Source organism: Pantoea ananatis PA13, from assembly GCF_000233595.1.
Taxonomy (GTDB): Bacteria; Pseudomonadota; Gammaproteobacteria; order Enterobacterales; family Enterobacteriaceae; genus Pantoea; species Pantoea ananatis.
The window spans coordinates 3340731-3353795 of sequence record NC_017554.1 but is presented as its reverse complement, the minus strand read 5'-3'; the positions used below and the strand labels follow the sequence as shown (position 1 = coordinate 3353795).

The window sequence follows — 13065 nt, the reverse complement described above, 5'->3', positions numbered from 1 at the left end:
GGCTTCGGCCGCCTTTTATTTTATGCCGAATATCCCAGGAAAAGCTTTCGCCAAGTAGCCACTGACGAAATGAGAGGCTGCCAAGCAAATAAGGCAGTAAAACAACGCCTGAATCTCTGAGCTGATTTCTATCCTCAGGCCAATGCATGCAATAGCCACAGGAATAAAAAGCTTCATGACAGTTTCAAGACCGCAAAGGTTTAGGCTGTTACGACCGAGTGTATTCATGATGTCTGACCTGCTCAGCAATACCGCTGCACCGACATTGAAAAGCACAAGGCTCAGTGGCTCGATAAGGTAATTGATGACCCAGAAAGGCTTTTCAAGAGCCACTGATGGCATAGCGTGCTGCATCAGCCAGAAATAAAAATGCCCTGTATTGAAATATGTATAGGCCGCTATCAGTGACAACCCAGCAAAAGGCAACCACAGCATCCAGTTACGATCGGAGTTCAGTGCCTTGTTGATGAACGGAAAAATAATCCGACCGGCAGCCATAAGCCACCAGTATGCCAGCGCTGAATCAGTGTTCATGAACCAGCATGGCTCGCCAAGTGGATTGCATGGAAGGATGTACTGTGTAGCCAGGAATACCAGCAGCGATGCCAGCAGTACCAGATAGCTGTTGCGCAGTAGCCGGAAGGCAACGTAATCAATAACCGAGATAAAGAACAGGCAGTTTACGAACCACGTCCCGCCAACAAACTCATCGTTTCTCACCCCATACAGTATGCTGCTAAAGGCAGACAGGTACTGCACCACACCATACCCATCCATAACCGCTCTGAATGTCACAGTGGTAAAACCAAATGCAAAGTAGGGAACCATCAGGCGCATGAATCTGGATTTGATAAAGCTGAAGAATGTCAGTTCAGGCCTGTAGCTTGCGAAGAAACCGGCAGCAAAAAAGAATATCTGCACATGATAAAGAAAAACGAATGGATATGACTTGCCGGATAAATCCCCGAGATGCCCTATATATATGGCAAAAATACCCAGAAATTTAAGTGTATCAACCCACTCGATTCGATTATTTGATTTATATGCTGTCATGGTGCTCCTGATGATGCGCTCACATCCCTGCTGAAAATGGGCAAAATCATACCCTACAGATCAGGAAATCTGAACAGTTAAGTTAAGTTGGAATATTTGTGATTCAGATCATGGGATGAGAGAGGAATCGCACAAAAAGCTAACCAACATGGGAAGGAAAAATTAAATCCCTTGCGCACCAATGGCTTTACAAAAATTCCCGCCGCCGCACTTGATCGGTTTTACCGATCGATATTACTGTAATTATATACAGTATCTATCGGAGCTATAGTAATGCCACGTTACGGCGACATACGGGTTTCATTTCATGAGGCGATGCGGCGCAGCGCAAAGTACGGCGTCACTGTGTCCACTTCTGACTTCGTTGCTGAGCTTGCAAAGCGCAACTGGGAGATGAGCCACCAGAGCGCTAACGAGTGGATAGCGCAGCACGTGATGACGTTCCGCGACGTGTCACCTGATGAGGGGCATAACAAGCTCTGGCAGCGTTTCTACCACTACGGGGAGTATTGATATGGGATTTCCATCACCGGCGGCAGACTTCGTTGAGAGCCGCATAGATTTGAACAAGCTGATGATTCAGCGTCCATCGTCAACCATAAGGATCGAGACGCAGAGAGGTTTTGCGCTGGTAGATAGTTCCATCACTCCCGTGCCGGGCAATAAGGTAGCCTGGCAGGTTGACGGCTACCCGATGATTGGGAAGTATTTCAGAACGGGAATTGTAACGGAAGAAGGTGAGACGATCGACGGGGAATCACTGGAAGGCGTTGTGATGCTCGGAGTGGTGACGCACGAAATCCTGTCGGTTTACGAGGCTGACTGGATGCCAGTTTGAATCACAGGTTCGAATCTTTCCTGTGGCGCTGCTGTGTCGTAATTGTGGCGTCACAAGAAAAACACGAATTACCGTTAAGTGCACTCGATGACATTCAACGACACAAAGCCTGTTGCGAGCATGGATTTTGTGCGTTTAATCAGTATGTTAAATTACGCTCTACTATCTTCTAAGCCGTAGGTCACAGGTTCGAATCCTGTAGGGCGCGCCAATATATTTCAATAACTTACCTCCATTTGCTTCAAGCCAGCTTTTCAATGTGGGACGGATTTGGGACACGACTGCCATAAATCGCGTCAATTTTGGGGCTTGTTCGATCTTGTGCCAGATTGACATGACCTCGTCTTAAAAAATGTTTAGCACCCTTACGACACAGAAAATGAACTGAAATTTAGCCAGAATCCAAACAAGCCTATGAACGACGCCATCAAACATGCGTGTGAAGCTCAGTGCAGGCAGAACGCTCCACATCGTTTGTCAAAAAAGAGGTCTTATTAATCGCCTGGTACATAATATGGCGGGGACTTTGTTTTAAGTTTGGTATTAACCTCTGCTGTTGTTGGTGCACGCGCTAACCTTTACTGTAAATTTCGCTATAGCTAAATCAATGGGCTACACCTCACGCTACTCATTTCAAAAGGAGCTTGCATGACGAGAAATCTTACAAGGAATAGGCTAAACGGTATTAAAAACGCATTCGTTATCCACATCTTCGGAATGACCTGCTGATAAGCTTATTGGATTAAGGCTGAAGGGTTTCACTAAGCAACGTTTGTGGTCAGTTTTAAACTGAATCCTGTGACGGGGAGAATTATGCCAGAGTTTTTCTTATTGGAGCTGTCTTAAGGCGCTGCGCCTAAGAGATTATGACAAAAATTGTGCTACTTTTTGTGTAAATTAAAAAACATATAAAGATCAAACTGAAAAAAAAGCCAATGATGATACTAATAAGATGTAAAAAAAGAGTAGAAACTGGTTTGTTAATACTCCAGTTTTTACTCTTTGGTTTGAGGATTTTACGGGAAATATAAGTTTTATTTTTTAATAAAACTGTTAGCAGAAAAAGCGGAAGCGCTTTCTTTTACCATTTTTTCTGCTTCAGTGTTGATTCGTCTTTCAAATATTTCTTTGTCGATAAGAAAATCTTTTTCATCGATGACCAGTGTGTAATTGGGTATATGCTCAGATCTGTACTGAATGTATGTCGTTACATGCAACTTAAAGGGTAAGTTAGAGGACAGCGTACCCGCTTTCATTGCCTTATCTCCGGAAAGACCTTGCTGCTCGTTAACTCTATTTGCGATGTTAGTTAAAGCATTATGAATATCGTCTGAGAAATTTTTTGGATCCAGGTTAGTGAGGTTGATTTCTTTCGGGGCATTATCAGATGCAGGTGCTAAGGTAATATCCATCCCACGTCTTTCGCTATAAACTTCGCCGAGATTTACGCTGCCGGCTGCGGTCGTAATGATATGTTTTTCTTCAAAAATGAGTCCTTTATTAACCATCGCGGCACAAAATACAGCACCACCCAGAATAAAAGACGATACGAGTAATGCAACGCCATACTGTTTTGGAACCATGAGACTAAGTCCTTTTTATTAATATTACTTATCTGATTATTTTACATCAAGATGACAAGCGCTAACCTCAAAAAAGCACACTTTATTTTGCTTTATTAATGCGTTAGAACGTTCGTAAAATGTGACTGGTGTTTGTGGATGCCAGGGTATTGAGACTGAAACAGAGGAGTAAGCCCCCTCTTTTTGATGTTTTTTGAACAAATTCATTTGGCGGAGGTGTTACAGATGCAGGTTTTTTGCTCAACATAAATTTTTTTCTCAACAAACAGCCCCACATCATTCTTATCTTAAACCTCTGCCTAAAGCACAGAATGTTTATTCCTCGTTTACTTCGAATTCTTTATCTTATGCAATATCAGTAAGCGCTAATGCTTCCCTTTTCGTGGTGAGTTCACCCATGTATAAGCAAAATTGAAAAGGTCATTGCATTAACTGTATACGTTATATCTGAAATGAATCGGGTTAGCGGGTATTTAAAAGATAGCTTTCGCATGGACATGACGACTGAGTTAGCATCGACAAGGTTAAGTTTAAACCAACCCATTAACGTAAAAAACAGGCAGGGCAGGCCAGTAAATGGTGAATACAAAAAATTGCCAAAGCGTCTTTCCAGTTACGCGGGCAACAGGTCCGGAACGCTTTTTACTTCGAAAGTTCGCCAGTAAAAGCAACACTCACGCTTACGCGACCATGCCCTTTTTACCTGCTCCCCAGCAAATCTCACTCGTATTGTGCGTGCTTGTCTTTATCTGCTGGTTACTACCGGGGCTGTTTGGACATGAACCGTGGAAACCGGATGAAGCCTATACGTTCGGGCTAATCCGTCATATTGCCCAGACTGGCGACTGGGTCGTACCTACCCTGGCAGGCGAACCCTTTATGGAGAAGCCGCCACTGTATTTTATTGTGGCCTCTTTTTTTCTCCGCCTCTTCAGTCCGTTGTTAGGCGAGCCCGATGCCGCGCGTATGGCAACCGGGTTTTTTATCGTGCTTGCATGCTATGCCATTGCGCTTTCGGCCAGAGAGTTGTTCGGCAAGGGCGCAGGCCGCTGGGCCGTACTTATCCTGTTTGCCTGTTTGGGCTTTCCTGTCCGGGCACACCAAATGATTACCGATATCGCCTTGCTGGCAGGCGGTGCCACTGGCATTTATGGTTTCATTTTGGGGATTCGCCGCCATGTGCTGGGTGGCGCGATACTGGGTATTGGCGCAGCGGTGATGTTTCTCTCTAAAGGGCTTCTCGGCCCGGGCATATTGGGACTGACAGCGCTGACGTTACCCTTGATGAATACAGCGTTTCGTAGCAGACGCTATATCGTGTTTTGTGCTATCGCGTTTCTGGTCTTTTGCCCGCTGGTAGTGCCGTGGCTGTATGCGCTCTGGATGCGTTCTGAAAAGCTGTTTTCAACCTGGCTACTGGTCAATAATTTTGGCCGTTTTGACGGTACCGCTAAGCTCGGGCCTAAAGCGAAACACTTCTTTTACTTTAAACTGCTTCCCTGGTATGCCTTTCCTGCATTGCCGATGGCTGCGTGGTGGCTCTGGCGCAGTTGGAAAACCGGCATCAGCGCATCCGCAATGGTACTGGTAACGTTTTTTTTAGCCGGTTTTGTCACTCTGTCGAGTGCATCTGACGCGCGGGAGCTTTACGCCATGCCGCTGCTTCTGCCGTTGGCCATACTGGCAGCAGGTACCTGTCAGCAGAAAACCCTCTGGACGATAAAGTTGCGGCCATGGGCACTCGGCTTATTCTGCCTGCTTCCAACGGTGATGTGGGGAGCGGGCATCATCCTGATGACCGGCTGGCCTGCGCCACTGTGGAATAAATGGGTGGCACAGGGTGCGCCCGGATTTACGCCTCAGATTTCATCAGTGATGTTTGCAGCAGCATTACTGGCTACTTTATTGCTGAGTGGGCTGGTGTTTTTGAATCGCACCTGCCGGGAAAGTCCCTTATCAATTTTTACCAGTTGCATCACGCTGTGCTGGGTGTTGGCCATGACGCTGGGCATGCCGTATCTGGATTACACCAAGCGTTATTCTGATGTTTTTCTCCCGCTGCGGGCATGGTTGCCAAGGGATGAATGTGTCGCGAGCCGGCATCTTGGTGAACCACAACGGGCTTTACTGGAATATTACGATGGGCTGGTAACGCTGCGAGAAGGGAAGCACAGAGGTGCCTACCGCTGTAACTGGCTATTCCTGCAACATGATAAAAGGCATCCTGAGGAGTTTGTCGACGGGACGTTGGTCTGGCAAGGGGAGCGGCCTGCGGATAACGAAGAGAATTACCAACTTTATCGACTGAACAGATAAGCCAGTATTTTTCATGCTTAACTCGCCTGAGATCATTTTGCAGGCGAGTGACGATTCGTTACATCGGCTATTTCAGTAAAATCTGCACTCAGGGAAGCGACAGATGAACTTCATTTTCTTTTGGCGCCCAGTCTCTGTCAGAGAACTCATCTACAGAATAGGAGACATTGCGCAGCCCCTGGGTGCCAAGAAAGTTTTTTACGCCCTCCTGAAGATTACCGTCACGAAACAGCTCAGCAATAACAAACAGGGCATCGGAAAGCGAAAGCGTTCTGATTTGCGCAGGTAACCAGTTTGTACGCGTGAAGATCAGATGATAAAGCGCTTCATCTCCCGACAAGGGAAAATAGCGCGTACCAAATTGTTTGCGATGCTTGTCCAGAATGATTTCAAGAATGAAAATCTGTGCTGTCCGTTGCCTGATTTGATTCACAAAAACATTTTCGGAATTGCCCATATCCAGCGTCGTGGCATCGTTGTTCTGCTTGACGCGCGTCTCAATAGCATTCCAGAGATTGTCATACTGATTCATAGCTTACCTTGTCCGAAAGTGTCGTTATCATAACAACGTTAGCAGAAGGAACTCGTGCGGCAAAGGTTGCGAGTATAATCAGGCGCTTTCGGCCGGAAAAAAACAGTATTGGCTTTACTGCTTCACTGCCGCTGCGTAGTGCCCTGCAAAGTCGGGCTGTGCAGTATGACGTTTTTATGAAGCGGAGAAAGAAAATAGCAGAAGTTACGTTTGATGCAGTGAAAAAAAATGGCCACAAAGGGCCATGTCGAGGAATTCAGACGCGATTAATGCAACACACCGGCAGTGGTTAAACAAAGTGTGCAAAACGCAACGCTGAATGCAGAGAAACCCACCAGACCAAGAACGACGAAACCGAAATTTCTCATATCGACCTCCACCGTGTCCAGGTGACACAGCCAAATCATAGGGCTGGCGGGTAAAAAAGTACATACTGTTAATAAAGACATAGAAAATACTGCTGTGACATTCATTAAATGGCTATTCTCGTCATTTTACCGGATTTTAAACGTGGGTTGTTTTTTGTTATCTAAAGCATCCCACTCATCTATGTGGCCAGATATTTATCGCCTAAATCAGATAAAAACTGCTTTTAATCTATTAAAAAAATCTTATTGTCTTTTACATCAGTCCTGACGCTTCTTAGAGACGTTGGTTACCTGAATAGAATTGTCCAAAGCTGACTGGCCGTTGATGGGTGCTCTACTTTTTACGATGTTATCTGAGGCGCCATGATAAGCAGCATCTTTGTATATATTGATTTTATCAACACTCAACCCCAGCGGATCCACCCAGCTCAGAGGGTTAGGTGCATACTGATACAGGTTCCAGCTGCCTTCCAGCCCTATCGGATCCTGAACCGTAAACCGTCCCACCTGGGGATCGTAATAGCGGAACAGATTGTAATGCAGACTGGTTTCGCTGTCCGCATACTGGCCCGCATAGCGCAGGGGCTGATGGGGCAGGGCAGACTGTTTTGCCAGCCGGGTAAAGCCCTCCGTCTGTCGGCGCACCGTAAATATTGGTGTTTAACCACAGCATATCGGCCCGGCTGCCCTCTGACATATGATCAACGCGCGCCAGCGGGCCTCAGGCCTCGTTGGGATCGTACACATAGTTCTTAAGTGGGCGTTATTTAATAAATTTTTTTCATGTATGATTTTACGAAATATCTATTATTTTTATATAACAAATTTGATGCGCTTAGAGCAGGAGAAAGAATTTTGAATGTCGTGTTTTGATAAAAAAAACTGGAAAAATAGTATTTATTTTTTTAGCTTTGAATAATTAATCCAGAAAATCATCATTTTCAAGATAATGGACGACCGCATTTAAAAAGTCGTCTCTATCAGAATCGGGATGATGCTCAAGCTTATTTTCAACTATAGCTTTGAAAATAGGTGCCTCTAAGAATGTTCCGTAATGTTCTTCAAGATCAATCTCCTCATCTTCATCTTGAGCGATAAAGTATTTTCCCTCATTAATATCTTTTTTAGATTCAAGATCAAATGACTCCTCAACATAAAGCCAGCCTACGTCAGGAATTTCATCACGCTTTGTCAATAACTCATCGAAACCATTAATTACAATCATTTAACACCTTTTTTTCGGCAACTAGTTCCACCACCCCATTTATTTCGCCCACCTGTTCCATCGGGGTGATAAATTTTATGGTAGCTTTTATGATCATTAAAATCAGCAAGTTGTAAAGAGCCGGGTGAATCGCCGTGATGCCAAGCCATGTTTTTTGGCGAAGAACCTCTAAATTTATTATTCTTCATACGTTGAACATGTTCAACAAAACCAGGATATTTTTTTGTAGTTCACGCTTAAATTCGGGAACTTTTTATCAGCCCGCCTAATACTATTTGATCTCCGGCATCTGTCAGCGCCCCCGGAAGGTCTTTCAGCCAGGCGCTGACCTTTTACAGTTAAAGCTTGTGACGCTAAGGTCCTCAATACAGCCACACATGCTCGCGCATACTCTGCGGGGTTAGTCGACAGGAGCTATGCCTCATACAAATAGATCTGGCGTAATATATGATGCTTTGCATTTTTTACCCACAATTATTTGGATGTTTTCCCGATTGGTTTAGCTTTATATTTAATGTTTTCTACTGTGATTGTTTTTTATAAACTACCACTCCGCTTTTTCAATACCATACTCGCTACTAAGAACAACAAAACCTCTACTGAAATCTTCTTTGATAAATATCCTGTCTCTACTATTACCCATGATTTCTTTACCATCCCAGAATAACTCTTGACTTTCTTTAATGGTCTGAGAGGGTAATTTCAGAAAAAAGATGTTATTTTCTGTCATGAAATATGTTATAAGATATTCAAAGCCTGAGATTGAATCTATAAAATTTTCAAAATTACTTTTCTGCGTATTAATGTCGTATACTTCATTTTCTAGTACTAATAGATCATAAACATGATCAATTATTGATTGATAAGAGATGCTACAAACCTCAATGCTATCTTCTCGAACACCTGTTTCAGCGATTATCAATTCTATCAGTTTTTTTAACTGACCTTTTTTTTGGGCTTCTTTTAATTTCTCTTTTAATGTCAAGGACATCTTTTTTTTCCTCGCATATCTGTAATTCCAATCTTATTTTCGGGGATATGTCCTGGATGTTGATTGTAACGGACATTTTTATCTAATGGGTTTCCATGCAAATCATCGGCAGTGTGTAAATGAGGGCCCCTGCCAAATTTATCATCCTCATGCATGATGATATATTTTTTATCACCGTTATGATTAAATTCCCAGACTGTTCTGTTTTCATATTTAGAATCGAAAACTTTTATAGCTTGTGGTGTATTTGTATTTTTAGGTATACCTAATTTCCTTTTAGCTTCCCTAAACATAGCTTTGAAAGTTGTGGACAGATTACTCAACCCCAGCGGATCCACCCAACTCAGCGGGTTCGGCGCATACTGATAAAGGTTCCAGCCGCCTTCCAGCCCTATCGGGTCCTGAACCGTGAACCTTCCCACCTGCGGATCGTAATAGCGGAACAGATTGTAATGCAGACCGGTTTCGCTGTCCGCATACTGGCCCGCATAGCGCAGCGGCTGATGGGGCAGGGCAGACTGTTTTGCCAGCCGGGTAAAGCCCTCTGTCTGCCGACGCACTTCACCAAAGCTGCCGTACTGACCGCTCCAGCGGATGTCGCCGCGTTCATCGGTTACCTCTAGCGGTGCCCCGTTGAGATCGGTATTGAACCACAACACATCGCCCCGTTCGCCTGCTGCCATATGGTCGATGCGCGCCAGCGGGCTCCAGGCCTCGTTGGGATCGTACACGTAGGTCTGGCACTGGCCGTTTTCATGCTGCTCCTGTAACAGGCGATAGCCCTGCCACAGAAAACGGACTTCTTTACGATCGTGCTGGGTGCTGACCACTTTGCGGGTGCGCCTGCCCAGCGCATCATAATGATAGTGTGCGGTAAACCCGCCGTCCGGGCCATTGCCTTTGGCGCTGATGAGCCGGTTTTCGGCGTCATAGGTAAAATGCTGCTCATGCAGGCCGCTGCGTCGACTGACCAGGTTGCCCCAGTCATCGTACTTCATAAACAGGTTCTGCCAGTGATGCAGACGGTTGTCGGTAACTGGCAACGCGTGCAGTGCATCGTCGTTTGCCGCCAGGTTGTCCGCGTTATCGTAAGCAAAATGCGAGGTGCTGTGGCCCTGTCTGGCTTCGTAGTGCTTCAGCAGGCGGCCTTCATCATCGTAACCATAGATAATGTCGCCGCGCAGCGTATCACTGACAGACTCCAGTTCACTGCGCGCCGAATAGCGGAAAGCGCGTTCCAGAATGGCTTTTTCCGGTAGCACCACCTCGCTATGCAATTCACTGCGCTGCATCGTGCGCCTGCCAAGGCTGTCGTACTGACGCGCCTGCTCACGCGCGCCCTGACTGCGGCGAATTTCCCGGTGCAGGCGGTCGCGGGTAAATTCACTGACCAGTTGCTGATTAAAGCGAATCGCGCTGACGTGACCCGAACCGTAGTGCAGCCAGGCAAGTTGCTGTTCACCCGGCAGGGTCAGATGGGTGAGGTTGCCCAGCGCATCCCATTCGTAATCCAGTTTCCCGTTTATACCAGCTTCTGTTAACAGCTGACCTGCGACGTCATAGGTAAAGGCGATTTCATCGTCTTCGATACCAAGCGCCATTCCGTCGCTGGTCGGCGTGCGAACCAGGCTGGCAAGTTGACCGCTACGATGACGCCGGTAGTGGTATTCAGCATGCTGCGTTGTGCGCTGGGTAATCAAGCCGCTGTCGTCGTAGCTAAAGCGCTGCCAGCGTCGAGCTATGCCACCGTCATTAGCGGGCTGGCCATTTTCCTGTAAACCAATGAGAAAGCCACGAGCATTCCATTCCATATTGCGTGAGGTCTTATCGGGCCGGATCTCACTCAATGGACGGCCGAGCGGATCGCAGGTAAAGCGATAGTCACCGCCGTTGCCGTTTTCCAGCCGCAGCAGATTACCGCGGGCATCGTAATGCCAGCGACGCGTGCGACCAATGCGGTCCGTCAGGCTTACCGGTAATCCGAGTGCGTTATAGGTCCAGCGGACTTCGGTTTCCAGCGGATCGCGCCACGCACTGAGCTGCCCCTGGGTGTTCCAGTGCAGGGTTTCCCGGCTACCGTCTGAATGGATGATGGCGCAGAGTTGTCCCTTGTCATTCCACTCGCGCTGGGTGACATGACCTTCAGCATCCACGCTGCGAACAAGCTGGCCAAATCGGTCGTAGCTAAACGTCGTTACGCTGCCAGAGCAGTCGGTGCGCTGCGTCAGCAGCCCTTGTCGGTTCCATTCCAGCTTCACCACGCCGCCCGTTGCATCGGTAATGCTGTCTGGCAGCAGTTCTGTGTCATCAGGGTAGTGATAGGTGGTGACGTTATTGAGCGCATCGGTTTCAGTCAGCAGGCGAACATTAAGATCGTAAGCCGCCTGAGCCGCGCTCAGATCGGGATAGTCCGTACGGATCACGCGGTCGGTCATGCGGAACCAGTGATAAGTGGTTCGACGTCCGACCGGATCGATCTCCTGCGTCATGCGGCCATAGCGGTCCCAGTTGCTGCAGCGCATGGCACCGCCGGGCATAATCACATCGCACAACTCGCCTGCGCGGTAAACCAGCATGGTCTGGCGGCCATCGAAGTCGGTGAAGCGGGCGACATGATCGTCATCGTCAATGAGCCAGTGAGCTTCAACGCCGTCATCACGTCGCGCGCGTCGGATGCCATTATCAAAATCGTACTCAAAATCCAGCTGCTCGCCGCCGCTGTGACGGAAGGCCACCACTCTTGGGAGGCCATCGATCTCCTGCCAGCGATACTCACTTATCAGGCCATTCATATCTTCATGGGCCACCATCAGGCCATCGCGCCACTGGAAGCGTCGGCGCACGCTACCGCCCCGGCCCGTTACCGTAACGAGTTGGCCGATATCATCATAAGCGTAACTGACCAGACAAATATCGTCATCCAGCCAGGCACCTGCGAGCCGGTTATTCGCATAGCGGCAGGTTACGCGCTGACCGGCACTGTCTGTCAGCGCAGCCAATGTGTGATCGGGGTTCCAGTCGAACTGAATCTCATTGCCACAGGGCTCGGTCAGGCAGAGGGGAAGAGAAGGGGCATCATCGCGCAGGGGCATAAAATGCCAGCGCTCACCGCTGATGTCATACAATGACCAACTGTCGTCCCGATGATGTTCCAGCCAGCGTTTCTCCGCTTCGCAGTAGGTACGCTGGCCTTTGGGCACCAGAGGAAAAGAGACGTAGTCGCCGGAGGGCGCACGCCAGACTAGCCCATCCTGGTAGCGTTCCAGCCGTGTTTCCCAGAACAGGTTCCAGCCACGGCCTAATACGCTGTCGCCGGGATTACCGCTGCGCCAGTAGCGCTGCCAGCGTAGCGGCAGCCGGGAGGGCAGCACAAAATCCAGTTCATCATCGCCGCTAAGAAACTTCTGGCCGCTTACGATATCAACGGGACGGGCAAGAATACCTGCGGCCGCCACACCGGTCATTAAGGCACCAGCACGGCAGGCCACCCGGGCGATTTTATTGATACCGGGAATCTTGCTCAGTAATTTACCCAGCGCGCCGACCTTGCCAGCCGCACCGCCCACGCCACCGGCCAGCCCGGCAAACAGCAGGGTAAGATCGGAGGCTTTATAAACCCATTCGGGCACTTCAGGTTGGACAGGCAGCGTTTGTTCAGGCTCGCCGCCGATATAGACGTTGTCAGAGCCCGTCATCACTTTGGCATCGCAGGTGGTGCGATCGTCGATGCGTGATGCAGGCAGGCCGTTGATATACACCCGGGAGGAGCCTTCCGCCATCTGCTGCGGACCATCGTCCTTGCAGGCCACTATGCTGTTGGTGGCCATGGCGGCGGGTTTACTGTTAATAAAGACGTTGGGCGAACCGGTGGTAATCTTGCCCTTTGGGGTCATGCTGGCCGCCCCAGCATCCGCTATTCCGTCTCGCGCGGCGGTGGCCAGTTCGCCAGTAAGGTAACCCACGCCGATACTGAGTCCAACCAGCAATACGCCCACGCCAAGGCAGGAGGCGCCTATCCCGGCAATCATCAATGCACCCGCAGCAATACCGCCCGCCGCAGCGATCAGTCCACCGACGATAGTGCCTGCAATCATGCCCGCCAGGGCATGAGAGTGACCGATATCATCGCCGAGGCGTGCAGCTTCAAACATGATAATTG

Annotated in this window: 10 protein-coding genes, 1 tRNA gene and 1 pseudogene; 4 read left to right on the top strand and 8 right to left on the bottom strand. The window is 48.3% G+C overall.

Annotated elements, in window-relative coordinates:
• Window positions 1-15: 15 nt before the first annotated feature.
• Window positions 16-1053 (bottom strand): acyltransferase family protein, encoded by a 1038-nt coding sequence (locus tag PAGR_RS15790; protein ID WP_014606352.1) that lies wholly within the window; start codon window positions 1051-1053, stop codon window positions 16-18.
• Window positions 1054-1326: 273 nt separating this feature from the next.
• Between PAGR_RS15790 and PAGR_RS15785 the strand changes: the two genes are divergently transcribed.
• From PAGR_RS15785 to PAGR_RS23745, 3 genes are all read left to right on the top strand, one after another.
• The gene (locus tag PAGR_RS15785; RefSeq protein WP_014606351.1) at window positions 1327-1566 is read left to right on the top strand and encodes a hypothetical protein; all 240 of its coding nucleotides are present in this window, start codon (window positions 1327-1329) and stop codon (window positions 1564-1566) included.
• 1 nt (window position 1567) lies between these two features.
• Window positions 1568-1891 (top strand): S24/S26 family peptidase, encoded by a 324-nt coding sequence (locus tag PAGR_RS15780; protein ID WP_014606350.1) that lies wholly within the window; start codon window positions 1568-1570, stop codon window positions 1889-1891.
• Window positions 1892-2022: 131 nt separating this feature from the next.
• Window positions 2023-2102: transfer RNA gene (locus PAGR_RS23745), tRNA-OTHER, on the top strand.
• 823 nt (window positions 2103-2925) lie between these two features.
• Here PAGR_RS23745 and PAGR_RS15775 read toward each other — a convergent pair.
• Window positions 2926-3474 (bottom strand): hypothetical protein, encoded by a 549-nt coding sequence (locus PAGR_RS15775; protein ID WP_014606349.1) that lies wholly within the window; start codon window positions 3472-3474, stop codon window positions 2926-2928.
• Between the two features lie 576 nt (window positions 3475-4050).
• On the opposite strand from PAGR_RS15775, the gene PAGR_RS15770 reads away from it, so the two are divergent.
• Complete coding sequence (locus PAGR_RS15770) at window positions 4051-5790, top strand: ArnT family glycosyltransferase (RefSeq protein ID WP_014606348.1); 1740 nt, start codon at window positions 4051-4053, stop codon at window positions 5788-5790.
• An 88-nt stretch (window positions 5791-5878) separates the two neighbouring features.
• Here the strand turns inward: PAGR_RS15770 and PAGR_RS15765 are convergent, their stop codons facing one another.
• From PAGR_RS15765 to PAGR_RS15745, 6 genes and pseudogenes are all read right to left on the bottom strand, one after another.
• Complete coding sequence (locus PAGR_RS15765; protein WP_013024960.1) at window positions 5879-6322, bottom strand: ECs1072 family phage-associated protein; 444 nt, start codon at window positions 6320-6322, stop codon at window positions 5879-5881.
• Window positions 6323-7092: 770 nt separating this feature from the next.
• Window positions 7093-7444 (bottom strand): annotated as a pseudogene (locus PAGR_RS24380) (RHS repeat-associated core domain-containing protein); the annotation flags it as partial.
• 165 nt (window positions 7445-7609) lie between these two features.
• Window positions 7610-7915 (bottom strand): DUF7716 domain-containing protein, encoded by a 306-nt coding sequence (locus PAGR_RS15755; RefSeq protein WP_013024961.1) that lies wholly within the window; start codon window positions 7913-7915, stop codon window positions 7610-7612.
• Window positions 7912-8103, bottom strand: a complete 192-nt coding sequence (locus PAGR_RS23540; protein WP_078828531.1) for an HNH endonuclease — start codon at window positions 8101-8103, stop codon at window positions 7912-7914. Before PAGR_RS23540 ends, PAGR_RS15755 begins: the two co-directional genes overlap by 4 nt.
• Before the next feature lie 356 nt (window positions 8104-8459).
• On the bottom strand, window positions 8460-8906 hold the full coding sequence (locus tag PAGR_RS15750; RefSeq protein ID WP_014606347.1) for a hypothetical protein: 447 nt from the start codon (window positions 8904-8906) through the stop codon (window positions 8460-8462).
• The gene (locus tag PAGR_RS15745; RefSeq protein ID WP_014606346.1) at window positions 8897-13057 is read right to left on the bottom strand and encodes an RHS repeat-associated core domain-containing protein; all 4161 of its coding nucleotides are present in this window, start codon (window positions 13055-13057) and stop codon (window positions 8897-8899) included. Before PAGR_RS15745 ends, PAGR_RS15750 begins: the two co-directional genes overlap by 10 nt.
• Window positions 13058-13065 lie beyond the last annotated feature (8 nt).

Excerpts from the sequence above, each read along its gene's own strand:
- PAGR_RS15790 (WP_014606352.1), bottom strand. The coding sequence starts at position 1,053 with ATGACAGCATATAAATCAAATAATCGAATCGAGTGGGTTGATACACTT.
- PAGR_RS15785 (WP_014606351.1), top strand. The coding sequence starts at position 1,327 with ATGCCACGTTACGGCGACATACGGGTTTCATTTCATGAGGCGATGCGG.
- PAGR_RS15780 (WP_014606350.1), top strand. The coding sequence starts at position 1,568 with ATGGGATTTCCATCACCGGCGGCAGACTTCGTTGAGAGCCGCATAGAT.
- PAGR_RS15775 (WP_014606349.1), bottom strand. The coding sequence starts at position 3,474 with ATGGTTCCAAAACAGTATGGCGTTGCATTACTCGTATCGTCTTTTATT.
- PAGR_RS15770 (WP_014606348.1), top strand. The coding sequence starts at position 4,051 with ATGGTGAATACAAAAAATTGCCAAAGCGTCTTTCCAGTTACGCGGGCA.
- PAGR_RS15765 (WP_013024960.1), bottom strand. The coding sequence starts at position 6,322 with ATGAATCAGTATGACAATCTCTGGAATGCTATTGAGACGCGCGTCAAG.
- PAGR_RS15755 (WP_013024961.1), bottom strand. The coding sequence starts at position 7,915 with ATGATTGTAATTAATGGTTTCGATGAGTTATTGACAAAGCGTGATGAA.
- PAGR_RS23540 (WP_078828531.1), bottom strand. The coding sequence starts at position 8,103 with ATGAAGAATAATAAATTTAGAGGTTCTTCGCCAAAAAACATGGCTTGG.
- PAGR_RS15750 (WP_014606347.1), bottom strand. The coding sequence starts at position 8,906 with ATGTCCTTGACATTAAAAGAGAAATTAAAAGAAGCCCAAAAAAAAGGT.
- PAGR_RS15745 (WP_014606346.1), bottom strand. The coding sequence starts at position 13,057 with ATGTTTGAAGCTGCACGCCTCGGCGATGATATCGGTCACTCTCATGCC.